Origin of the sequence: Mesorhizobium sp. CA16 (genome assembly GCF_020165175.1) — a bacterium.
Taxonomy (GTDB): Bacteria; Pseudomonadota; Alphaproteobacteria; order Rhizobiales; family Rhizobiaceae; genus Mesorhizobium.
In genome coordinates, this window is the sequence record NZ_JAIUHP010000001.1 from 755,667 (window position 1) to 777,669 (window position 22,003).

Sequence of the window (22,003 nt, forward strand, 5' to 3'; positions counted from 1 at the left end):
TTCCGCGATGCCGGCTTGCACAAGGGGCCCGATTGCCTATCTGAGCCGCATGACATCATTGAAAAACCGAGCTGCCGGCGACGCTTTCCAGGGCGATCTGTTCGGTGGGCCTGCAAGCCAGCCGCCCATGCCCGCAGGCTTCTCCTACCAGCCGGATCTGATTGCCCGCGACGAAGAACACGAGCTGGTCCGTCATATCCGGGGCCTGCCCTTCAAGCCGTTCGATTTCCACGGCCATCTTGCCAACAGGCAGGTCGTCGGCTTCGGCTTGCGCTACGATTACGAACGCCGCCAGGTCGTGGAAGCGCCGCCCATACCGGACTTCCTGCTGCCGCTTCGCGCCAAGGTCGCCGCTTTTGCGTGCATCCCCGCAACAGAGTTCGCGCAAGTGCTGATCAACGAATATCGCCCGGGCGCCGGCATAGGCTGGCATCGGGACAAGCCGCATTTCGAGCTGGTCGCCGGCGTTTCCCTGCTGGCGTCCTGCAGCTTCCGGCTGCGCCGCAAGAACGGCGCGGCGTGGGACCGTGAAACGATCGAGGTCGAGCCCAGATCGCTCTACCTCATGGCAGGGCCGGCCAGGCACGAGTGGGAGCACAGCATCCCGCCCGTCGAACGCCATCGCTATTCGGTGACGTTGCGGACAATGCGGGCTCTTTAAGCAGCCGCGCCGGCGATTATCCGGGAACCATCGCTGGGCGCCAGGGTTGTGTCGTCAGGTTTTCCAGATGGAAAGGAAAGACGATGCGCATGTTGACGATGGTCCTGACGCTGTCGGCAATGGCATTGGCGCAGCCCGCTTCCGCTCAACGCGCCGATCCGCAGCCGCCGCAAGCGACGCCCCCTGCCCAGGAGCCCATCCCCGGCCAGCCGCAGCCCGGCCAGGACGATGCCGCCCAGAACGTCACCAACATCGTCGTGGTGGCGATGGAGGACCTGCCCTTGGAAGTGAAGGCGCAGGCCGAAGCCGTAGTCACCAGGACGACCGCGAAGGAACTGGCCAAGCTGCAGAACTCGGTCGACGCCTCGCCCGAGGCAACGTCGGTTCTGCATGCGAACGGACTGAATTCCTCGCAGGTCGTTGCCGCCAACATCGACGGTGACGGCACGCTGACGCTGATCATCCAGACGACGGCCTGACCTTGGGGGCATGACCCAGCCGAACGGCGGCCGACGGGCCGCGGTTCGCCTTCGATCCTCACTCTTGCGGAGGCCGTCATGACCGAAGCCGCGGTCCGCAACTTCATGCTCAACTTCGGGCCGCAGCACCCGTCGGCGCATGGCGTGCTCAGGCTGGTGCTGGAACTGGACGGCGAGATCGTCGACCGCGCCGATCCGCATATCGGCCTGCTCCATCGCGGCACCGAGAAGCTGATCGAATACAAGAACTATCTGCAGGCCCTGCCTTATTTCGATCGGCTCGACTACGTCGCGCCGATGAACCAGGAGCATGCCTTCTGCCTTGCCGCCGAAAAGCTGCTCGAGCTGTCCGTTCCCCGGCGCGGCCAACTGATCCGCGTGCTGTTTTGCGAGATCGGGCGGCTCTTGTCGCATCTTCTCAACGTCACCACGCAGGCCATGGATATCGGCGCCCTGACGCCGCCGCTATGGGGTTTCGCCGAACGCGAGAAGCTGATGGTGTTTTATGAACGCGCCTCAGGCGCGCGTATGCACGCGAACTATTTCCGCGTCGGCGGCGTCCACCAGGACCTGCCGGAAAAGCTGCTCGACGACATCTGGGATTTCTGCGATCCGTTCCTGAAGGTCTGCGACAATCTCGAGGGCCTGCTCACCGACAACCGCATCTTCAAGCAGCGCAATGTCGATGTCGGCGTGATCTCGCTCGACGACGCCTGGGGCATGGGCTTCTCCGGCCCCATGGTGCGCGGCTCGGGCGCCGCCTGGGATCTGCGCAAGGCGCAGCCCTATGAATGCTATCCCGAAATGGATTTCGACATCCCCATCGGCAAGCACGGCGACTGTTACGATCGCTATCTGGTGCGCATGGAAGAGATGCGCCAGTCGGTGCGGATCATGCGGCAGTGCCTGGAAAAGCTGCGCTCATCCGATGGCCGGGGCCCGGTCGCGGTGCCCAACCAGAAGATCACGCCGCCGCCGCGCGCCACCATGAAGCGCTCGATGGAAGCGACCATCCATCATTTCAAGCTTTATACCGAAGGCCACCGCGTGCCGCCCGGAGAGGTCTATGCCGCGGTCGAGGCGCCGAAAGGCGAGTTCGGCGTCTATCTGGTCTCGGACGGCAGCAACATTCCCTATCGCTGCAAGATACGCGCGCCATCCTTCGCCCATCTCCAGGCGATGGATTTCCTGTCGCGCGGGCACATGGTGGCCGATGTCGCGGCGATCATCGGCTCGCTCGACATCGTGTTCGGCGAGATCGATCGCTGACGCGGAGGAGAGCCCGGCGCCTCTCCTTCGTCTGCGTCAACCAGCGAGCCCGAGGCGATCCCGCCGACGGAACCGCTCTAGCGCATGAACACCGCTCTCAGCCACGCAAGAATGCCGGCGCCCGGAGAGATCGCCGCCCGCACGCGCGAGGCCGCCCAGCGGGCCGGCATGTTGGCGCCGACATGGCAATGGCAGACGACTTCATGCAGCTGCCAGTCGCTCATTTCGAAGAAGCGCTTGGCTTCGCCGTAAGTGTCGTCCCGCAGGCCTTGCGCGCGGAAGATCGGATCCTCGAAAGCGATGGTGATCGCCGAGCCGTCGATACGCATTCTTTGGCGCACATCGGCTGAGGCGTATTCGGTGCCCGCCAGCGCCGTGAGGCGGCGGCCGGGATTTTGTTCAAGAAGCTGCGCCCAGCGCTCGAGGCGCTGACCGCGATTGGCGATGAGAGCCGGTGCTTCGGTGTGAACGTCGGCAACGGCGTTGATCTGATCAAGGGTTTGGTGCTTCACGGCCGTCTCCTGTGTCGGCAGATGGCCCCCGTCCACAACGGGATTTAAGGCGCCGACCGACGCCGGCAAGAGCCGAAACAGGCAGGTGGAATCATTTGATCATTGTCTGCCGCCGTCGCGCGCCGCGATCGTGTTGGAACCATCCGCGGGCGTGGCCGTTCTGCCAGCTTGCGCCGCCGATCGCTCCAGACGAAGCGTCTGAATGCAGCGATCACTCCATCAGTTCAGGTCGGGCAGGACATCCCCGTTTTTGGGATTCGCAGCAGGCCTTGCCAAGGCATCGAACGGAAGGAAAACGCGATGGCCATTCTCCCCAATCCGGACCCATCTCCCACGCCCGTGCCCACGCCGCCGCCCATCCCGGAACCGAAACCGGTGCGCGAGCCGGAGCCGGATCGGCTGCCCGACGAGGAGCCGATCCCCAATCCCGATGAGAATGACGCGCCGCCCAGGCATTCCGCAACCAGGCGGCGCCGGATTTGAACGGCTCGCGGGAGGCGCCTGATGCGCCCCCCGCCGCCTGATCATTCCCCGCGCATCGTCGCCTGGAAGGTCGGCAGGTGCTTCTTCTGCGCCTCGATCATGCGTTCGCGGTAGACGCCGTAGATGACGTCGGTGTCGTGCAGCGTCACGCCCGCAATGGTCGGCGAGGCGAAGACCGGCAGCTCGATGCCGCGCTTCGACAATTGCTCGGCCGTGCGGGCGAGCAACTCATGCGCCATGATCATCGCCAGCACCGTCGACGAGCCCGACACCGGGCGGCTCCAGCCTTCGATCGGCACCACCGCGTCCTCGATCGGCGAGCAGGTGTCGATGACGAGGTCGGCGGCGTCCGCCAGCCGCTTGCCGGAGGAATGCGTGGCCGGCTTGTCGAGATTGTTCTTGCTGGTGACCGCTACGACGAAGATGCCGCGCTTCTTGGCGTAGAGCGCGGTGTCGATACCCGAGGAATTGCGGCCGCTATGGCCGAAGATGATGATGGAATCGCCCTTGTTCAGCGGCTGATGGTCGAGGAACTTCTCGGCATATTTCTCGGTCCGCTCCAGCCACAAAAGCTCGCGCACGCCGCCGGCGCCGAGCACGTTGTGCCACATCACGCGCGGGTCGGTCAGCGGATTGAAGCCGACGAAGCTGCCATAGCGCGGAAACATCTCCTGCGCCGGCAGCACCGAATGGCCCGAACCGTAGAGATGGACCAGCCCGCCGTTTTGCAGCGTGTCGGCGAAACGGCTCGCCGCCTGGCCGAAGGCTTCTTCATTGGCCTTCGATGCCTGTTCGAGGAGGGCGGCGAGACGGGGAATGTAGAGATCGGACACTTCGGTACTCCTGTTGATCGTGTCAGCTTCTGGTGTTTGGGAGACGGCCGGCGCGCAGCGTCGAGCGTATCTCGTAGCGGTCGCCGCGCATGATCGAGACGGTGAATTCGAACGGGCCGCGCTCGTCGATGGTGATGCGCTCGACGACGAAGGCGGGACTGCCCGCGGGCAGGTCGAGCAGCTCGGCGTCGGCGGCGCTGACCGCGCCGACGCGGTAGTTCTCGCGCGCCTCGGCCGGCACGATGCCGTACTGACGCTCCAGCGCCTCGTAGAGCGAGCCCTTGAGCAGGCCGGCATCGAGAAAACCCGGCACGCGCGCGGCCGCCAGTTGCGCCGTCTGGATGCCGATCGGCTCGTTATTGCCGAGCCTCAATCGCCGGATCCGCACGACAGGGTCGCCCTCCTCGATCTCCAGCGCGCCGGCCGCCGCCGCACTCGCCGTCGTCAGGCTGCAGTCGAGCAGGCGCGAGCCGGCGACCACGCCGATATTGCCCATCTCCTGGGTGAAGGAGGTGAGCTCGCGCGTGCCGGCGACCAGCGTCGCCGAGCGCACGAAGGTGCCCCTTCCATGCTCGCGCCTGAGCAGTCCGCTTTCCTCAAGATTGCGCAGCGCGTGGCGAAGCGTGATGCGGCTGACGCCGAATAGCGCGCAGAGCCTGTCCTCGGCCGGGATCTGGTCGCCGGTCGCCCACTCGCCGCTCTTGACGATGGCGCGGATCGCCTCCTCGACCTGGTACCAGAGCGGCTCCGGTCGCCTGCGGTCCGGCTGCTGAAAGCTTGCTTCGCTCATCGGATCTGTCTCCACCCGCTTCCCGCCTGTCCGGCAAGCGCAGCACCAACCAGGCCGGCGCGAGAGCCGAATTTTCCAGGCCTAAGTTCGACGCCGCGCAGATGCGGCGGCAATTGACGCCGTAGCGCCGCAAGCAAAGGCGGCGCGATCACATCCAGTGCGTCGGCCAGGCCGCCCGAGACCAGGATGACGCCTGGATCGAGCAACCCGACCGCGCCGGCCAGCGCCGTGCCGAGTTGGCGCGCCGGCACCTCGAGCAGGGTCTGCGCGGCAAGCTGGCCTGCCTTGGCGGCGGCGATCAGCTGGCGGCCGTCGGCCAGTCCGATCTGTGCGGCATGGGCGTCCAGCGCACGGCCGGAGGCGACACGTTCCAGCCAGCCGCTGCGATCCTCGCCGTGGTCCTTGACGTCGGCGCTGGCCCAGCCGAAGGAGCAGGCGCCGCCATGCGCGCCGGCGACGATGCCGCCATTGGCCAGTACCGCCGAGCCGATGCCGGTGCCGATGGCCAGCAGGATCGCGTCGGAGACATCCCTGGCTGCGCCTTGCGCCGCTTCCGCGAGCAGCGCGATCTGCGCGTCATTGCCGACCGCCACGCGAACGTCGGGAAACAGCGCCGCGACGTCGACGCCGTCGAGCCAGGGCAGATTCGGTATCCAGCGGCATGCGGAGCCCTCGACAAGTCCCGGCACGGCAAGCCCGAGCGCTTCGGTCTCGCCTGCGGCCGCAAGCGTGCGAACGTGCGTCACGAACGCGTCGAGGCTCGCCGGAGCCGGCTCACGGACCTGGGGCACGAGGGCGCCGATATCGCCCGTATGGACCGCGGCGCGCAGATTGGTGCCGCCGAGATCGATGGCGAGAACCCGTGTCATGTATGGCGGCTCCGGTCAGCATTTTTTCAGATGTCATTATAACGACATGATGCCGCTCGCAAGTGCCGCAAAGACGTCGGCGGCTGCTTATTGATCGGTGATCGGCCAGGAAACCGCATCTTATCCTGGTGATATATTTACAAAATCTGAATGGATCGACGCCATCTGGTTTTTCATCTGCAAACGTGCTCCGAACCTTCGCGCGCAAGGGGGCTTGCGCCTTTGCTCAAAGTTGTCACAACGTCATCCACTCTGGTCACGGCTTATGTGGAGGACGCCGATGTCGCTTGCCTGGATCTCGAAGCTTGGATTCGCCGCGGGACTTATTGCGCTGCCCGCGACCGGCTGGGCGCAATCGGTCAACATCTCCTACCTGACGCATTGGTCGCCGGAGACGGTGGCGCTGCTCGAAGCGGCGGCCAAGGATTTTTCCAAGGAGCACCCGGATGTCGCCGTCACCGTGCGTGCGGTTCCCTTCGGCGATCTCTTGACCACGCTGCGCTCGCAGGGCGGCTCGTCCGATGGTCCGACGATCGGCGGCATCTACGATCTGTGGCTGCCGGAACTGGCAAAGGACAAGTTCGTCGCCCCTGCTCCCGATGCGGTGGCAGCCGAGGTGAAGAGCGCCTGGCCGGCGGGCGTAGTCAGCGCCGCCTCGGTCGGCGGGACGCTCTATGGCATTCCGAACGAGATCGACGTCTACGCGCTGAACTACAACAAGGAACTGTTCAAGGAAGCGGGCATCGCCGCTCCGCCCAAGACCTGGGCCGAACTCAAGGATGCCGCCGCGAAGCTGACCGACAAGGCCAAGGGCCAGCAGGGCTTCGGCATGATCAACTCATGGGCGGCGGGCGTGGTCCATCCTTTCGCCTCGCTGCTCGTCTCCAATGGTGGCAACCTGGTCAAGGACGGCAAGCCGGCACTGGACAGTCCCCAGGTCGGCGAAACCTTCGCTCTCTATGAAGACTTGATAAAGTCCGGCGCGAGCAATCCGGCGATGGCAACGGCGGACGCCAACACCACGGGCCCGTTCCTCGACAATTTCGTCTCCGGCAAGACCGGCATGATCATAATGGCCAACTGGTGGGAAAGCGCGCTCAAGACCGGCATGGGCGACAAGTTCGCAAACATCGCCACCGCTCCCATCCCTGTCGGCCCAAGCGGCGACAAGCCGCATTCGATCTCCTATTCCTGGATGACCGTTGTCAACGCCAAGGCCGGCGAGGCCGAGCAGAAGGCGGCCTGGGAATTCCTCGCCTGGCTGAACAGCCCGAAGTCGGGCAAGAACGGCGCCTCGGCCATGTCCGACATATTGATGTCGATGGGCATCCTGCCGTCACGCACCTCCGACATCGAAGCGCATAAGGACAAGCTCGGCTCCGAATTCCTGTCCGGCTACGTCTCGGTGCTTGCCGATGCGCGCCCCTTCCCCGTCGTGCCCGGCGGCCAGGAGTTTAGCGAGTCGCTGCAGCAGACGCTCGAGGCGTTGCAGTATGGCCAGGTCTCGGCCAAGGATGCGCAGGCGAATGCGCAGGACGACGCCACGTCGATCCTGGAGCGCGCGGCGAAATAGCTCGGGTCTTTGACCCGGAGCCATCGGAAGCAGGTGAATGGCCAAAGCTTTTCGTGCCTCGGCGGGCATCATGCTTGCGCCCGCCGTGACATTGATCGGCGTGTTCGTGCTGCTGCCGATGCTGCTGACTGTGTGGCTGTCCTTCCAGGACTGGTCGACGCAGACGCCCTTTTCCGAGGCGAGCTTCACCGGCCTCGGCAATTTCCAGGAAATCTTCGGCCCGACCTCGGTCGGCCGTGATTTCAAGACGGCGCTGCTCAACACCGCAATCTACACCGCGCTGTCCGTCGTTCTCATCCTGCCGCTGTCGGTCGTCTTCGGACTGCTGGTCTACCAGCGCGAAATCGCCGGCGGCACGGCGCTGCGCACGGTGCTGTTTTCGACCTACATGGTGCCGATGATTGCGGTCGCGCTGGTCTGGTCGAAGCTTTGTTCGCCAAGCGAGGGACCGCTCAACCAACTGCTCGGCCTGGCCGGCATCGGTCCGCAGCCCTGGCTCTCCTCGCCGCGCTCGGCGCTGGTCTCCATCGTGCTCCTCAATGTCTGGCAGCAGGTCGGCTATTTCACGGTGCTCGCCATCGCCGGCCTGACGCAGATCCCCGGCAGCCTCTATGAGGCGGCGACGCTCGACGGCGCCAACGGACGCGAGCAGTTCCGATTCATAACCCTGCCCTTGCTTCGCCGCACGCTTCTGTTCAGCGCGGTCATTGCCATCATCAATGCGGTGCAGGTATTCGAGCCGGTGGCGCTGATCACGCAAGGCGGACCGGTCGGCTCGACCAACGTGCTCACCTACCACATCCGCCGCGTCGGCATCGAACGCGCCCAGGGCGGGCTGGGCTCGGCCATGGCGGTGATGCTGATGCTGTCGCTGATCGTCTGCGTCTCGGCGCTGTTTGCCTTTGCCAATCGCAAGGACACCGAATGAGCGCTCCAACCCGGTCGCTCACCCGCAAGCGCCCTTCGGGCCGCAAGGCGCTGCTCGCGACCGCAATGCTTCTGGTCGCCGTCGCCTCCGCCTTCCCGCTGGCCTGGATGGTTCTCTCCAGCCTGAAGACGCCGGCCGAGACCATGCAGGTGCCGCCGGTCTGGATCCCGCATACGCCGACCCTGGAGGCCTATGGCAAGGTCGCCGGCGTGATCAATGTCGGACGCTCGATGTGGAATTCCTTGGTCATCGCCACGATCACCACCGCCGGCATCCTGGTCACCAGCATGATGGCCGGCTACGCCTTCGCCAAATATTCTTTCCCCGGCCGCTCGCTGCTCTTCTCGCTGCTGATCGCCACCATGTTCCTGCCGCCGATCGTGACGCTGATCCCGCTCTACCGCATGGTCGGCTCGATCGGGCTGAGCGCCAGCCTTGCCGGCATCATCGTGCCCAACCTCGCCAACGCCTTCGGCATCTTCCTGATGCGCCAGTTCATCGCCGGCGTGCCGGACGAGTTGATCGACGCCGCCCGCATGGACGGCGCTTCCGAGCTGCTCATCCTGTTCAAGATCGTGGCGCCGAGCGTGGCGCCGGCCATCGCGGCGCTGGCTCTGTTCGCCTTCGTCTATCACTGGAACAGCTATCTGTGGCCGCTGACCGTGCTGCAGGGCAACGCCGACGCCTATCCGATCGTCATCAGCCTGAGCCGGCTGCTCAGCTACAACCGCGGCGCCGTCAACACCGGCCTGGTGATGGCCGGCGCAACGCTCGCCGTGCTGCCGCCGCTCATCCTCTTCGTCTTCCTGCAGCGCTTCTTCGTCGATTCGATCGTCGGCTCGGCAATCAAGGGGTAGCCATCAGCACGACCGCAGTATTCATGATTTGATGCCCCGCAGGTAATGCAGGCCCAGCCAGTTGAGCGGGCCGCCTTCTATGCGCTCGAACCCGGCTGCCGCCAGCGGTTCGCGAAGGCGGTGCAGGTCGAATTGGCCATGCAGGCCGTGCTTTGCCGACAGGTGTCTGCGCTCGCCCGCCGGTCCGGCGTAATCGATCACCAGCAGCCGCCCGCCGGGGGGCAGAACGCGCGCGGCCTCGCGCAGACAAAAACCGCGCCTTGCCTCCGGCACCATGTGCAGTACGGTCGTGAAGGTGACGACATCGAAGCGACCTTCCTCGAACGGCAGCTCGGCCGCATCGGCGTGGTGAAACGCGATGTCGAGGCCCGCCCGGCTCGCCTTGCGGCGCGCGGCGGCAAGCATCTTTTCGGAGACGTCGACCCCGACCACCGATCCACCAGGCTGCACGCGGCGCCAGGCCGAAATCGCCTGAGTGCCGGTGCCACATCCGACGTCCAGCAAGTGGAAACCCGGTGCCAGGCCGGCCAGATCGAGCATGGCCTCGCGATAGGCCTTGTCGCGCCCACGGGTTAATATGAACACCAGCAGATCGTAGAGGCGCGGAAAGGTAATACCCCTGTTGGCCTCAGGGCCGATTGCGGCCCCCGTGTGTGCTTCGCTTCGCATATGGTGCATGTTCGTCACGTCCTTTCTTCAGCAGCGCAAGGTCCGGCCGATACCGGCACAGCGACCGCGGCTGGCGCAGTTTCGAAACAGCTCGTAGGATAATGGACAGCTTGTTCGGGATTTTCGACGGAAGAAGCGGGTGGACCGTTCGATACCGGACAATCCGAGCCCGCTGTCCCGGAAAAGTCGCCCAATCCGTGCGACAGCAAAGGAGCGAACCCATGCCTCGGGAAATCGACCGGAGGGCGGCCCGCACCCGCAAAGCCCTCCACGAGGCGCTGCTGGCGCTGATGCTGCGCAAGGGCTACGAGACCCTTTCGGTGCAGGACATTATCGACGAAGCCGATGTCGGCCGCTCGACATTCTATGCGCATTATACCGGCAAGGAGGACTTGCTGCGCAGCGGCTTCCAGATGCTTCGTGAGGAGCTCAAGGAGGCGCAGTCGGCGACGCGTGCTGGAGCCGAAGCATCGCACGACGATCCGCTAGGTTTCAGCACGGCCATGTTCGAGCATGCGGCTCGATATGCCGACCATTACCGCACGATGATCGGCGGGCGGGGCGGCGCCGTGACGGAGAACGAAATCCGCCTGATCCTGTCGGAAATGGTGCGGCAGGAATTGCCCCCTACCCTCCACGGCGATGCCATCCCGCGCGACTTCGTCGTGCAATTCATCGTCGGCGCTTTTCTTACGGCGTTGAACTGGTGGTTCGAGCGAAAGCCGAAATTGTCTCCGTCGCAGGTAGACGCCATGTTCCGGCGCCTGGCGCTCGAAGGGCTTTCACACCTGATCGGCGGCGAGCACCGGCAGGTCGGTCGCCCGGCCGCAAGCCGCGACACCGATTGATCGGTCTCAAGGACGCAAGAGACGCAGCGTTTATCCAAACCTCGCCGCCGTCCAAGCCCCTCCCGCCGCGTTCGACTCCACCGCGGCGGCGACAAACTTCACGCCGCGCGCGCCGTCGACCACGTCGGGTACCTGCGCCGCGCGCCCGGCGTCTACGGCACCGCCCGAGCGATGCGCGCGGATGATCTCGGCGGCGTCGCGGTAGAAATTGGCGAAGGCCTCGATATAGCCCTCGGGATGCGCCGCCGGCATGCGCGAGACGCGCCGGGCTTCCGCCGTCGAGCCATGGCCGCCGCGCACCAGCGTGCGGGTTTCCTCGCCATAGGGCGAGAAGCGCAGTTCCTCCGGCCGCGATCCAAACCATTCGAGCCCGGCCTTCTCGCCATAGATGCGCACCGAAAGGTCATTGTAGTGGCCAGGCGAGGTCTGGCTGGCGAGGATCGTGCCGCGCGCCCCGCCCGCCCAGCGCAGCAGCACATGCGCGTTGTCGTCGAGCCGCCGTCCCGGCACGGCGGTGAAGAGGTCAGCCGAAACCGCCTCGGCCTCGAAGCCGGAGACGAAGCTTGCCAGGTTGAAGGCATGCACGCCGATATCGGCGAGCACCGCCGACTGTCCGGCGCGCGCCGGATCGGTGCGCCATTCCGCCTGCTTCTGGCCCTCGGCGTCGATCGGCCTGGTTAGCCAGTCCTGGATGTAGGCGCCATGCACCGAAACGATCCGGCCGAGCTCGCCCGCCGCCACCATCTCGCGCGCCTGGCGGACCATGGCGTAGCCGGTATTGTTGAGCGTGATGACGAAGCGGCGCTGCTTCGCTTTTGTCAGCGCCACCAGCGCCTCCGCCTCGGCAAGCGTCGTCGACAGCGGCTTGTCGCAGATCACGTCGATGCCGGCCTCGAGGAACGCCGTGGCGATCGGCGCGTGCAGATAGTTGGGCGTGACGATAACGACCGCCTCGATGCCATCGGCCCGCGCCGCTTCGGCCTTCGCCATGGCGCGGTAGTCGGCATAGCTGCGCTCCGGCGCGATGCCGATCTCCGCGGCGGAGGCTGCGGCATTTTCCGGATCCGAGGACAGCGCGCCGGCGACCAGCGCGATCTGGTCGTCGAGCCGCATCGCCAGCCGGTGCACGGCGCCGATGAAGCCGTTGCGGCCGCCTCCGACCATGCCGACCCGCAGGCGTTGACGCGAGGTTCCGTCGGCGGTTGCGTAGACCATGACTGCGATTCTCCCAAGGTTCGGCATGCCGGCCGGCGCGGATGTTTTCGAAATGATATTTCTATTTTTTGTTTTGTAAAACGATTGTGCCGCGTTAGCTTTTTAACCCTAGGACCAGGCGATCGGGCGCTTCCGGAGGACAGGATCCGATGACGCATCCGACGGTTGGGTCACGATGAGGCGTATTCCTATGAGCGGCCATCGCGGAGCGGCTGACGAACCGTCCACAGATAGTCTGGAGACGGCGGCAAGAAAACGGAGCCGTTCGCTGGCGGCACTTGGCTACACGAAGCCGCAAACCTACGAGGAATTGCGGGCGGTGCTTGCGTCGGGAACCGTGCATTTCCCGAAGCGGCTTCGCCAGGTGGCGATCTTCCTCTGGCAGCATCCGAGCGAAGTGGCGTTGAGCACGATCGCGCAGGTGGCGGACCAGGCCGGCGTGCAGCCTTCGACCCTGGTGCGCTTCGCCCAGATCTTCGGCTATTCGGGCTTTTCCGATTTCCAGCTCCTGTTCAAGGACCGCATGAAGGGCTCCTGGCCGGACACGCAAGGCAGCCCGGACAAGGCCGCGGAGCCGAACGCCAACCTGCATTTTCTCAACGGCATGGTCGGTGCCTGCCAGGCCTCGCTCGGCCGCATCGGCAATGATTTCGATATCGTCGCTTTCGAGACGATGGTCGATCACCTGGCGGCGGCCGAGCTGATCTATGTCATCGGCAGCAAGCGCGCCTTCCCCGTCACCACCTATCTGTCGCTGACGCTGTCGCAGCAGGGCGTGCGCAACGTGCTGGTCGACAATGTCGGCTCGACCGCGCTCGACCAGGTCGGCTGCATCACGCCGCGCGACGCGGTGCTGGCCGTCTCCTTCAGCCCCTACAACTCGATCACGCCCGATCTTGTCGCCGTCGCGCATGAGCGCAAGGCGCGCATTCTCACCATCACCGACAGCACCTTTTCGCCGCTGGCAAAACTCTCCGACACCTGGCTTGAAGTGGTCGAGCAGGACTTCGGCGGCTTTCGCTCGCTTGCCGCCTCGCTCGCGGTTGGCATGGCGTTGGTCCACGGCGTCGTCGCGCAGCGGACAGGCTGACAAGAGCAATTCCAGGAAAAATATCAGCGGTTAAGTTCGGCGTCTTCGCCGTAACCTTCCGTCCGGAATTGCGGAAGACAAGGAGATAGAGCGGTTCACCGGCTCCATGAGAACGGTGAACCGCTCTAGCACGATTGACTAAAGAGAACCGCCGTTCCATATTTAGAAAAATGGAAACTTTGTTCCGGGAGGAGGAATGGAGGTTCGTCTCGACGGCAAGGTGGTGCTGGTCACCGGCGCGACGCAAGGCATCGGCCGGGCGATCGCCGAGACGCTTGCGCGCTCCGGCGCCGCCGGATTGCTGATCACCGGACGGGACCAGAAGCGCGGCAATGCTGTCACCGCCGAACTCGCGGCCATCGGCACTCCCACCGCCTTCGCTGCTGCCGATCTGGGCGACCCCGAGGCCCCGGCGCGGCTGGCGCAAGCCTGCATCGACCACTTCGGCCGCATCGACGGCCTGGTCAACGCCGCCGGCCTGACCGATCGCGCCTCCTTTGTCGACGCCAGCCTCGACGATTGGGCATCGCTGTTTGCCGTCAACGCCCGTGCGCCTTTCTTCCTGATGCAGGCGGCAATCTCCGATATGAAGAAACGCGGACAGGGCGGCTCGATCGTCAACATCCTGTCGATCAACGCGCATTGCGGCTCGCCGGAGCTTGCCGTCTATTCCGCCACCAAGGGCGCGCTGGCGACGCTGACCAAGAACGCCGCCAACGCCCACCGCTTCGACCGCATCCGCGTCAACGGCATCAATGTCGGCTGGACCGACACCCCGGCCGAGCGCGTCATGCAGGCCGAGACGCTCGGCCACGGTCCGGGCTGGCTCGACGCGGCCAATGCGACGCAACCCTTCGGCCGGCTGTTGTCCGTAACCGACATCGCCAATCTTGCCGTCTTCCTGCTTTCCGACGCGGCCGGCCCGATGACCGGCGCGCTGATCGACCAGGAGCAATGGGTGATCGGAGCCAATCGGTGAGCGCCGAGAACCTCGGCCCTGCCCTGCTCGGTCGATTGCCGGCCGAGGTCCGCAAGCCGGCTTACGACCGCGCTGCGCTGAAGCCAGGCATCGCCCATATCGGCGTCGGCGCCTTCCACCGTTGCCATCAGGCCGAATACACCGACGATCTTCTGGCGAAGGATTTCGACCGCTGGGGACTGGTCGGCATCAACATTCGCCCTCCCCTGCTGGCCGGCACGCTGGGGCGCCAGGACGGTCTCTACACGCGGCTCATCCGCCAGAACGACGAGGTCGAGGCGCGCGTCATCGGCAGCATCGTTCGCGTCGTCGACAGCCAGGACAGCGCGGCGCCGGCGCTGGATGTGCTCGCCTCGCCCGACATCGAGACGGTCACCATGACGGTGACCGAGAAAGGCTATTGCCACATCCCCTCGATCGGCGCGCTCGACCTCGACCATCCTGACATCGCGCACGATCTCGCCAGCCCCGAGACGCCGCGCAGCGTGCCCGGCATTCTGGCAAGGGCGCTGGAACTGCGCATGGCCACGCATGCCAGGCCGGTGACGCTGTTGTCCTGCGACAACATCCCGACCAACGGCGTCATCCTCGGCACTGTCGTGCGGACATTTGCCGAGCGGCGCAGCAGGAAGCTGGCGGACTGGATCGAAGCCAATGTCGCCTTCCCCGCGGCCATGGTCGACCGCATCGCGCCGGCGACGACCAAGGCCGATATCGACGCCGTCGAGCAGCGCTTCGGCTATCGCGACGACGCCGTGGTGGTCGGCGAGCGCTTCCGCCAATGGGTGATCGAGAACCGCTTCGCCGGACGCGTGCCCCGCTGGGACCTTGTCGGCGCGACCTTCGTCGACAATGTCACGCCATTCGAGCACCTCAAGATGCGCGTGCTGAACGGTGCCCAGACGACGCTCAGCTATCTCGGGGTGTTGGGCGGCTTCGAGCACACGTTCGAGACCATGGCCGACCCGGTTCTGGCCAGTTTCGTCCGGCGCATGCTGACCGAGGAAACATTGCCGACGTTGACGCCCGTGCCTGGCCTAACGCCGACGGCCTATGTCGAGCAGAGCCTGTCGCGCCTCACCAACACGGCGATCCGCCACCGCAACCACCAGATCGCCACCGACGGCTCGCAGAAGATCGTGCAGCGCCTGCTCAACCCGATCCGCGACCGGCTGGCGAAGGGCGAAGGCATTGCGCTCCTCTCGGTGCCGGTCGCCGGCTGGATGGCTTATCTGATCAAGGCTTCTTCCCGCTTCGGCCGCGCCTGGCAGGTGTCCGATCCTTTTGCCGACAAGATCGCCGCCCTCGCCGACCGCATCGGGGCCGACAGCAAAGCGCTCGTCGATTCGATCCTCGCCATCGACGCTATCTTCGACCCGGCCTTGGCCGCCAACGCCAAATTCCGTGCCCATATCATCGCCGGGCTCGATGGTTTGCTCTCGAACGATCCGATGGGCTTTGTCGGTCAGGTCTGCGCTGGGCCAACCGATGCGCGGTTGAAGCAGCCGGCGCGATCTGCATAGTTAGCAACCGGGAGGGATCATGAAGCTTGGACTGCTGACAGCACCATTCCCCGACACGCCGCTCGGCGAAGTCGCCGACTGGGCGTGCTCGGCCGGCTTCGAGGCGCTGGAAATCGCCTGCTGGCCGAAGACTTCCGGCGCCAGCCGCCGCTACGCCGGCACCAGCCATATCGACGTGGACGTCCCGGCCGCTGAGGCCAAGGACATCGCGGCCGAGCTTGCCGGCAAGGGCCTGGCCATCTCAGGTCTCGGTTTCTATCCCAATCCGCTCCATCCCGACCAAGCGCATCGCGAAGCGGTGATCGACCATCTGAAGAAGGTGATCGTGCTTGCCAGCCGCATGGGCGTGCCGCTCGTCAACACCTTCTGCGGCGGCGATGCTTCGAAGACCATCGATGCCAACTGGGAGGATGCGCAAAAAGTCTGGCCGGCGATCGTCGCCCACGCCCGCGAGCACGGTGTAAAACTCGCCTTCGAGAACTGCCCGATGATCTTCAGCTATGACGAATGGCCGGGCGGGCACAATATCGCCTACTCGCCCTATGTCTGGCGCCGCATCCTGGAAGCCTGGGGCGGCGATGTCGGCATGAACTTCGATCCCTCGCATCTCGTCTGGCAGATGATCGACAAGGAGCGCTTCATCCGCGAGTTCGGCGCAAACATGCTGCATGTGCATGCCAAGGACCTGATGATTGATCATGATGGTTTGTACGAGCGCGGAATCCTTTCGGCTGGCATAGGCTGGCAGGTGCCGCGCATGCCGGGGCTTGGGGACATCGACTGGAGCAGGATTTTTTCGGGCCTCTACCGGGCCGGCTATGACGGACCGGTCGTCATCGAGCACGAGGACCGGCGCTTCGAAGGGACGGACGAAAAGGTCAAGCGCGGCTTCCTGCTGGCCCGCGACGTGCTGCGCCCCTTCATCAAATGACGAAAAGCTTGGCTCCGACTGAATCAGAGCCTGGAACCGAACTGAAAAGATCAATGTGGAGGAGTACTGAAATGAAAAGACATCTGACCGTGGCCTCGCTCCTTGCCGGCGCGGCGCTGCTTGCCTCGGTGGGCGCCTCTGTCGCAGCCGGCAAGTACACGATCGGCATTTCCAACACGGTGCAGGGCAATGGCTGGCGCGAGGAAATGATCTGCGCGATGAAGGCGCAGGCGCTCGCTTCGGGCGAAGTGGCGAAGCTCAACATCGCCCACCGCAACACCGATGCCGCCGGCCAGCTCGAGGACATCCGCAACCTGATCAGCGCCAAGGTCGACGCCATCGTCGTCAACCCGGCCGATCCGGCCGGCATCAAGGCCGGCCTCGAGGAAGCCACCAAGGCCGGCATCGTCGTCGTCGCCGTCGACCAGGCGGTGACCGAGCCGTCCGCCTACATCATCTCCAACAACCAAGAGCAATATGCCTATCTCGGCGCCAAGTGGCTGTTCCAGCAGATGGGCGGCAAGGGTGAGGTGCTCTACATGCGCGGCGCCGCCGGCGCTTCGGCCGACTCGGATCGCGACAAAGGCTTCAAGAAGGCGCTCGCCGAATTCCCAGACGTGAAGGTCGCGCAGGAAGTCTTCACCGGCTGGCAGCAGGATCAGGCCAAGCAGCAGATCCTGTCCTTCCTCGCCACCGGCACCCCGATCAACGGCATCTGGACCTCGGGCATCGACAACGTCATCGTCGATGCGCTGGTCGAGCAGCAGGCGCCGATGGTGCCTGTGGTCGGCGCCGACAATGCCGGCTTCGTTGGTCAGTTGAGCTCGGTCAAGGGCCTGGTGGGAGCGGCCGTCACCAATCCCGGTTCGATCGGCGGCGCCGGCGTGGCGCTGGCGCTGCAGATCCTCGACGGCAAGAAGCCGGCGCAGCAGACCGTCTTGGTCGAGCCGCAGCTTTGGGAAAACGCCACCGACGAAGGCAAGGCCAAGCTGAAGAGCGTCGTCGACCCCTCGCTCAGCCCCGAATGGCCTGTCTCGATCTCGATCCCGGATTGGACGACCTACACCAAGGATCAGATCATCGCCTGCAAGGGCCCGGGCGAGTAAGAGACGAGACGCCTTTCTGCCTTCTCCCCTTGTGGGAGAAGGCGGATCGGCGCATAGCGCCGAGACGGATGAGGAGTGTTCCAGGGAACGCCAACGTCTCACGCCGCTGGAACACCCCGCGCCTTCGACCACACCTTCTCCCACAAGGGAAAAGGGGGAAGTCGGTTGCTTCAGCCACCGCCTGCATTAATTTCTGGAACGAGAACCACACCATTTGACAACAAACCCGTTGCCGCAAAGCCCTCTCCTCGACGCCTCCGGCGTAGCGAAGAACTATGGTGCGGTTGCCGCGCTGCGCAACGCCTCGCTGTCCGTGTTGCCGGGCGAGGTGCACGCGCTGATGGGCGCCAATGGCGCTGGCAAGTCGACGCTGGTGAAGATCCTGACGGGTGCGATCAAGGCGGACGCCGGGCGCATCCTGATCCGCAGCCAGCAGCTCGATGTCCGCTCGCCCGCCGCCGCCCGCCGCGCCGGCCTGCTGCCGGTCTACCAGGAACCTTCGCTGATCCCCGACCTCGATGTCCTATCCAATCTGCGGCTCACCGGCACGCCGGTCGAGCTGTTCCGTGCCTGGGTGCGCGAGCTCGGCATTCCCGACCTCGATATCCGCGAGACGGCGCGTCATATCCCCTTGGCCATCCTGCGCGTGCTCGACTTGGCGCGCGCGCTCGCCGTCGAGCCCGACGTGCTTCTTCTCGACGAGATGACCGCCGCACTACCGGCGAACCTCGCTGAGAAAGTGCTTGAGGTCGTGCGCCGCCAAGGCGACGCCGGGCGCTCCGTCATCTTCATCTCGCACCGTTTCGTCGAGATCTCCGCGCTCTGCGACCGCGCCACCGTGCTGCGCGACGGCGCAACCGTCGGCGTCGTCGACATCGAGCCGGGCATCGAGGAAAGAATAGTCGAGATGATGCTCGGCACCCGCATCGAGAAGACGCGCGTCGCCGCGCGCGCGGCGAATGACGGGGCGGTTGCCGGCGGCGGCCGTCCGCGATTGTCGGTCCGCAACCTGCAGCTCGGCACCAAGCTCAACGACGTCTCCTTCGATCTCGCCAATGGCGAGGTCGCCGGCGTCTTTGCGCTCGAAGGTCAGGGCCAGGACGAGCTCTTCGCCGCGCTTGCCGGCTCGATCCGTCCGACCGGCGGCAGCATCGACGTCGACGGCGCGCCGGTCAAATTCTCGCATCCGAGCGACGCCATCCAGGCCGGCATCGCCTATGTGCCGGGCGACCGCGCCGAGGCCTTGGCCATGCAGCGTTCGGTGCGCGAGAACATCGCGCTGCCCTTCAGCGCGAAGCCGCGCAAATGGGGCCCGATCCGCATGCGCCGCGAGCAGGTGGTGGTTTCCGGCGCCATCGGCAGGTTGCAGATCGACACCCGCGCCCAGGGCGAAGTGCAGCGCCTGTCCGGCGGCAACCAGCAGAAGGTGACCATCGCCCGCTGGATCGCGGCCAACGCCCGCACTATCCTTTGCTTCGACCCGACGCGCGGCATCGATGTCGGCACCAAGCAGGAGATCTACAAGCTGCTGCGCGAGCTTGCCGGCCAGGGCAAGTCGGTGCTGTTCTACACATCCGAGATGGAAGAGGTGCAGCGTGTCTGCGACCGCGTGATCGTCATCTTCGGCGGCCGCGTCGTCGACACTTTCCCGGTCGAAGACGCCGACGAAGCGGCATTGATGCGGGCCGCCTACGGCCTGCCGCGCGGCGCCAGGGCGGATGTCGGCATCCTTGCCGAGGTCAAACCTGGTTCCAGCGCCGAGGCCGCGTCATGAGCCGCTTCTTGCGAAACCAAGGCTGGGTGGCAGGCCTGTTCGCCCTGCTGATCTTTGTCTTCGTCGTCACCAAGCTGATCCAGCCGGGCTATGGCAGCGGCGACTTCGGTTCGCTGGCGCGGGCGGTTCTGCCTTACGCCTTTGCCGTCGCGGCCCAGACCGTCGTCGTCATCGCCGGCGGCATCGATCTGTCGGTCGCCGCCATGATGGCGCTGACCAGCGTGACCGCTGCCTCGATGATGAACGGCGCCAGCGAGGAATATGCATTGTTCGTCGTGCCCTTTGTGCTGGCCATGGGGCTGGTGCTCGGCGCGCTGAACGGCGTGCTTATCGTCGTCACGCGGGTGCCCGACATTGTCGTCACCTTGGCCATGCTGTTCGTGCTGCAGGGCGCGGCGCTGCTGGTGCTTGGTGCTCCCGGCGGCGCCGCCGCCGAGTGGCTGAAGGCCAGCGTCATCGGCACCGCGCCCATCCCCGGCCTGCCGGACTGGGCCGACGCCTGGGTGCCGAAAGCCCTGGTGCTGCTCGTCGTCTGCCTCTGCATCGTGTGGATTCCGCTCAGGCGCTCGCGGCTTGGCCTCTCCATCTATGCCATCGGCAGCGACGAACTCGCCGCCTTTCGCAGCGGCGTGCCGGTGGCGCGCACCAGGATCGTCGCCTATGCGCTCTCCGGCCTGTTCGCCGCGATGGGCGGATTGTCTCTCACCATCAGCACCGGCATTGGCGCGCCCATTCCCGGGCCTTATCTGCTCGCCAGCGTCGCCGCCGTCGTGCTGGGCGGCGTCGCGCTCGGCGGCGGCAAGGGCGGCCTGCTCGGGCCGATCATCGCCGTCTTCGTGCTGCGGCTGGTGCGCACCGATCTGACGCTTCTGGCCATCGATCCGAACGTTACCGCCATCATCGAAGGCGCGATCATGGTCGCGGTCGTGATGTTCGGCGCCTTCATCACCATCCGCGGCCGTCCGGTGGGAGCAACGCCATGACTGACATCGCGACCATGCCCCAGCCGGTCTCGTTCGGCCGCCGCTTGAAGCGCTTCATGGCGGACCGGCCGCTCATCCCGCTGATCATCCTTTTGATCGTCCTCGTGGCGATCCTGCAGGTCCTGCGTCCGGGCATCGTCAACGAGCGCTGGATCGCCAACACGGCGAAATTCGCCATCCCGCTGGCGATCCTCGCCGGCTGCCAGACCATGACCATGCTGACCGGCGGCATCGACCTTTCGGTCGGCACCGTGGCGACGATGAGCGCCTTCATCATGGCGACGCAAATCGTCAACCAGGATCCGGCGGTGGCTTTCCTGCTGGCCATGCTGCCCGCCGTGCTGATCGGCCTCGTCAACGGCATCGGCGTCGGCGTGTTTCGGGTGCATCCGCTGATCATGACGCTGGGCACCAGCCTGATAGGCACCGGTTTCCTGCAGGTCTACCAGCGCACCGTCATCGCGTCCGGCGCCAGGATTCCCGATTTCCTCAACTGGCTGGGCACCGGCCTCACCTACGGCTTTCCCAACGCGCTCTTCCTGTTCGTGCCGGTGGCGGTGCTGATCGTCTTTATGCTGAACCGCACCGGCTTCGGCCGCCTGCTCTATGCCGTCGGCGATAACGAACGCGCCGCGCGCCTGTCAGGCGTCCGCTACTGGCAGGTGATCACGGCGCTCTATGTCCTCTCCAGCCTGCTCGCCGGCATCACCGGCCTGCTCTATATAGGCCTGATCAAGGCGCCCTCGCTGTCGCTCGCCGAGCCGCTGGTGCTGCCTTCGGTGGCGGCAGCCGTCATCGGCGGCACCTCGATCTTCGGCGGTCGCGGCGGCTACACCGGCACCATCGTCGGCGCGCTGATCCTGACGGTGCTGACGACGCTGCTCACCATCCTGCAGATGCCCGAAGGCGGCCGCCGCATTTTGTTCGGTTTCATCGTGCTGTTCGTGACGGCGGCGTATTTGAGGATCATCGAGGATCGGTAGTATTTGAGCTAAGGCATGTCGCGCAAAAGTGTGCAGCGGTTTTGCGGCAACGACATGCACAAAATAAGCGGCTCATCCCTGTCGCATCGGAGAGGCACCCTTATGGCCGAGCGTTCGCGTGCTGCTGCAAACAGTCCCGCCGACGATGACCGTCGTCTTGCGTTCATCTATCAGGAGGCGGTGAGAGGTCTCACCCATCAGCAGACCGTGGTGGAGAACATGAGCACCCGCGCCGGCAGCCTGATCTTCGCCACAGCATTCGCGAACTCGCTGCTCGGCGGCGCGGCCCTTTCCGACGGGCTCGGGCTTTGGGAATGGATTGCGGTGTCGCTGCTGTTCAGCATCGGCGGGCTCATCGTCTTCATGCTTTGGCCTTACCACCAATACTCATTCCGCTTCGATCCGGAAGAACTGCTGCATCAATATGTCGATGGCGACGGGCCGGCATCGATGTCGGCGATGCACCGCGCCCTTGCTCTTCGCATCAAGGCGGACATGGCCGCCAACTGGCGAATCATCCAGCGCCTGCGGGTGGCTCTGCAGATCGCGCTGCTCTTTCTGTTGCTCGACATTCTGGCATGGCTCTTGGCGATCGCGGGCGTCTGAGCCAAAACCGCGCTGTAGCCTTATGCGGGACCAGTGCAGAAA

At 65.2% G+C, this 22,003-nt stretch carries 23 protein-coding genes; 17 read left to right on the forward strand and 6 right to left on the reverse strand.

All coding sequences use genetic code 11. From position 1 onward, the window contains the following. Positions 1-49 precede the first annotated feature (49 nt). From LB525_RS03705 to LB525_RS03715, 3 genes are all read left to right on the forward strand, one after another. A complete protein-coding gene (locus LB525_RS03705) occupies positions 50-661 on the forward strand; it encodes an alpha-ketoglutarate-dependent dioxygenase AlkB (protein WP_224543473.1) in 612 nt (203 codons plus the stop codon). A gap of 83 nt (positions 662-744) precedes the next feature. Next, positions 745-1,140 (forward strand): hypothetical protein, encoded by a 396-nt coding sequence (locus LB525_RS03710; protein WP_224543474.1) that lies wholly within the window; start codon positions 745-747, stop codon positions 1,138-1,140. Between the two features lie 78 nt (positions 1,141-1,218). Further along, positions 1,219-2,409 carry an NADH-quinone oxidoreductase subunit D gene (locus LB525_RS03715; RefSeq protein ID WP_140846319.1) on the forward strand — a complete coding sequence of 397 codons (1,191 nt, stop codon included), beginning with the start codon at positions 1,219-1,221 and terminating at the stop codon, positions 2,407-2,409. A 77-nt stretch (positions 2,410-2,486) separates the two neighbouring features. Here the strand turns inward: LB525_RS03715 and LB525_RS03720 are convergent, their stop codons facing one another. Beyond that, positions 2,487-2,921 (reverse strand): hypothetical protein, encoded by a 435-nt coding sequence (locus tag LB525_RS03720; RefSeq protein WP_095766690.1) that lies wholly within the window; start codon positions 2,919-2,921, stop codon positions 2,487-2,489. A gap of 300 nt (positions 2,922-3,221) precedes the next feature. On the opposite strand from LB525_RS03720, the gene LB525_RS03725 reads away from it, so the two are divergent. Beyond that, positions 3,222-3,404 carry a hypothetical protein gene (locus LB525_RS03725; RefSeq protein ID WP_095766249.1) on the forward strand — a complete coding sequence of 61 codons (183 nt, stop codon included), beginning with the start codon at positions 3,222-3,224 and terminating at the stop codon, positions 3,402-3,404. A gap of 41 nt (positions 3,405-3,445) precedes the next feature. On the opposite strand, the gene LB525_RS03730 is transcribed toward LB525_RS03725, so the two are convergent. The 3 genes from LB525_RS03730 to LB525_RS03740 are packed head-to-tail and all read right to left on the reverse strand — an operon-like array spanning position 3,446 to position 5,896. Further along, positions 3,446-4,237, reverse strand: coding sequence for a sugar isomerase domain-containing protein (locus LB525_RS03730; protein ID WP_224543476.1), 792 nt, complete (start codon positions 4,235-4,237; stop codon positions 3,446-3,448). 22 nt (positions 4,238-4,259) lie between these two features. After that, positions 4,260-5,027 carry a GntR family transcriptional regulator gene (locus LB525_RS03735; RefSeq protein WP_140846317.1) on the reverse strand — a complete coding sequence of 256 codons (768 nt, stop codon included), beginning with the start codon at positions 5,025-5,027 and terminating at the stop codon, positions 4,260-4,262. Further along, positions 5,024-5,896: an ROK family protein gene (locus tag LB525_RS03740; RefSeq protein ID WP_224543477.1), complete on the reverse strand. Its 873-nt coding sequence runs from the start codon at positions 5,894-5,896 to the stop codon at positions 5,024-5,026. Before LB525_RS03740 ends, LB525_RS03735 begins: the two co-directional genes overlap by 4 nt. Before the next feature lie 280 nt (positions 5,897-6,176). Here LB525_RS03740 and LB525_RS03745 point away from each other — a divergent pair, with 280 nt between their 5' ends. The 3 genes from LB525_RS03745 to LB525_RS03755 are packed head-to-tail and all read left to right on the forward strand — an operon-like array spanning position 6,177 to position 9,254. Then, positions 6,177-7,469, forward strand: coding sequence for an ABC transporter substrate-binding protein (locus tag LB525_RS03745; protein ID WP_224543478.1), 1,293 nt, complete (start codon positions 6,177-6,179; stop codon positions 7,467-7,469). A gap of 37 nt (positions 7,470-7,506) precedes the next feature. Beyond that, on the forward strand, positions 7,507-8,397 hold the full coding sequence (locus tag LB525_RS03750) for a carbohydrate ABC transporter permease (RefSeq protein WP_224543481.1): 891 nt from the start codon (positions 7,507-7,509) through the stop codon (positions 8,395-8,397). Next, positions 8,394-9,254, forward strand: a complete 861-nt coding sequence (locus LB525_RS03755; RefSeq protein ID WP_224543482.1) for a carbohydrate ABC transporter permease — start codon at positions 8,394-8,396, stop codon at positions 9,252-9,254. Before LB525_RS03750 ends, LB525_RS03755 begins: the two co-directional genes overlap by 4 nt. A 21-nt stretch (positions 9,255-9,275) precedes the next feature. On the opposite strand, the gene LB525_RS03760 is transcribed toward LB525_RS03755, so the two are convergent. Continuing rightward, positions 9,276-9,932 (reverse strand): class I SAM-dependent methyltransferase, encoded by a 657-nt coding sequence (locus LB525_RS03760; protein ID WP_224543546.1) that lies wholly within the window; start codon positions 9,930-9,932, stop codon positions 9,276-9,278. Positions 9,933-10,144: 212 nt separating this feature from the next. On the opposite strand from LB525_RS03760, the gene LB525_RS03765 reads away from it, so the two are divergent. Next, positions 10,145-10,771, forward strand: coding sequence for a TetR/AcrR family transcriptional regulator (locus tag LB525_RS03765; RefSeq protein ID WP_224543483.1), 627 nt, complete (start codon positions 10,145-10,147; stop codon positions 10,769-10,771). A 30-nt stretch (positions 10,772-10,801) separates the two neighbouring features. On the opposite strand, the gene LB525_RS03770 is transcribed toward LB525_RS03765, so the two are convergent. Beyond that, positions 10,802-11,986: a Gfo/Idh/MocA family protein gene (locus tag LB525_RS03770; protein ID WP_224543485.1), complete on the reverse strand. Its 1,185-nt coding sequence runs from the start codon at positions 11,984-11,986 to the stop codon at positions 10,802-10,804. 190 nt (positions 11,987-12,176) lie between these two features. Between LB525_RS03770 and LB525_RS03775 the strand changes: the two genes are divergently transcribed. From LB525_RS03775 to LB525_RS03815, 9 genes are all read left to right on the forward strand, one after another. Further along, positions 12,177-13,076, forward strand: coding sequence for a MurR/RpiR family transcriptional regulator (locus tag LB525_RS03775; protein WP_224543487.1), 900 nt, complete (start codon positions 12,177-12,179; stop codon positions 13,074-13,076). Positions 13,077-13,272: 196 nt separating this feature from the next. Next, positions 13,273-14,055, forward strand: a complete 783-nt coding sequence (locus LB525_RS03780; protein WP_224543488.1) for an SDR family oxidoreductase — start codon at positions 13,273-13,275, stop codon at positions 14,053-14,055. Next, positions 14,031-15,578, forward strand: a complete 1,548-nt coding sequence (locus LB525_RS03785) for a mannitol dehydrogenase family protein (protein WP_224543490.1) — start codon at positions 14,031-14,033, stop codon at positions 15,576-15,578. Before LB525_RS03780 ends, LB525_RS03785 begins: the two co-directional genes overlap by 25 nt. Positions 15,579-15,597: 19 nt before the next feature. After that, entirely contained in the window at positions 15,598-16,509 is a 912-nt protein-coding gene (locus LB525_RS03790) for a sugar phosphate isomerase/epimerase family protein (RefSeq protein WP_140846306.1), read from the forward strand. A 53-nt stretch (positions 16,510-16,562) separates the two neighbouring features. Next, positions 16,563-17,615, forward strand: a complete 1,053-nt coding sequence (locus LB525_RS03795; RefSeq protein ID WP_411970996.1) for an ABC transporter substrate-binding protein — start codon at positions 16,563-16,565, stop codon at positions 17,613-17,615. Positions 17,616-17,844: 229 nt separating this feature from the next. Then, the gene (locus LB525_RS03800) at positions 17,845-19,389 is read left to right on the forward strand and encodes a sugar ABC transporter ATP-binding protein (RefSeq protein WP_224543547.1); all 1,545 of its coding nucleotides are present in this window, start codon (positions 17,845-17,847) and stop codon (positions 19,387-19,389) included. Beyond that, entirely contained in the window at positions 19,386-20,372 is a 987-nt protein-coding gene (locus LB525_RS03805; RefSeq protein ID WP_140846304.1) for an ABC transporter permease, read from the forward strand. The genes LB525_RS03800 and LB525_RS03805 overlap by 4 nt, the downstream gene beginning before the upstream one ends. Continuing rightward, on the forward strand, positions 20,369-21,355 hold the full coding sequence (locus tag LB525_RS03810) for an ABC transporter permease (RefSeq protein WP_140688410.1): 987 nt from the start codon (positions 20,369-20,371) through the stop codon (positions 21,353-21,355). The genes LB525_RS03805 and LB525_RS03810 overlap by 4 nt, the downstream gene beginning before the upstream one ends. A gap of 102 nt (positions 21,356-21,457) precedes the next feature. After that, on the forward strand, positions 21,458-21,961 hold the full coding sequence (locus LB525_RS03815) for a hypothetical protein (protein WP_224543492.1): 504 nt from the start codon (positions 21,458-21,460) through the stop codon (positions 21,959-21,961). Positions 21,962-22,003 lie beyond the last annotated feature (42 nt).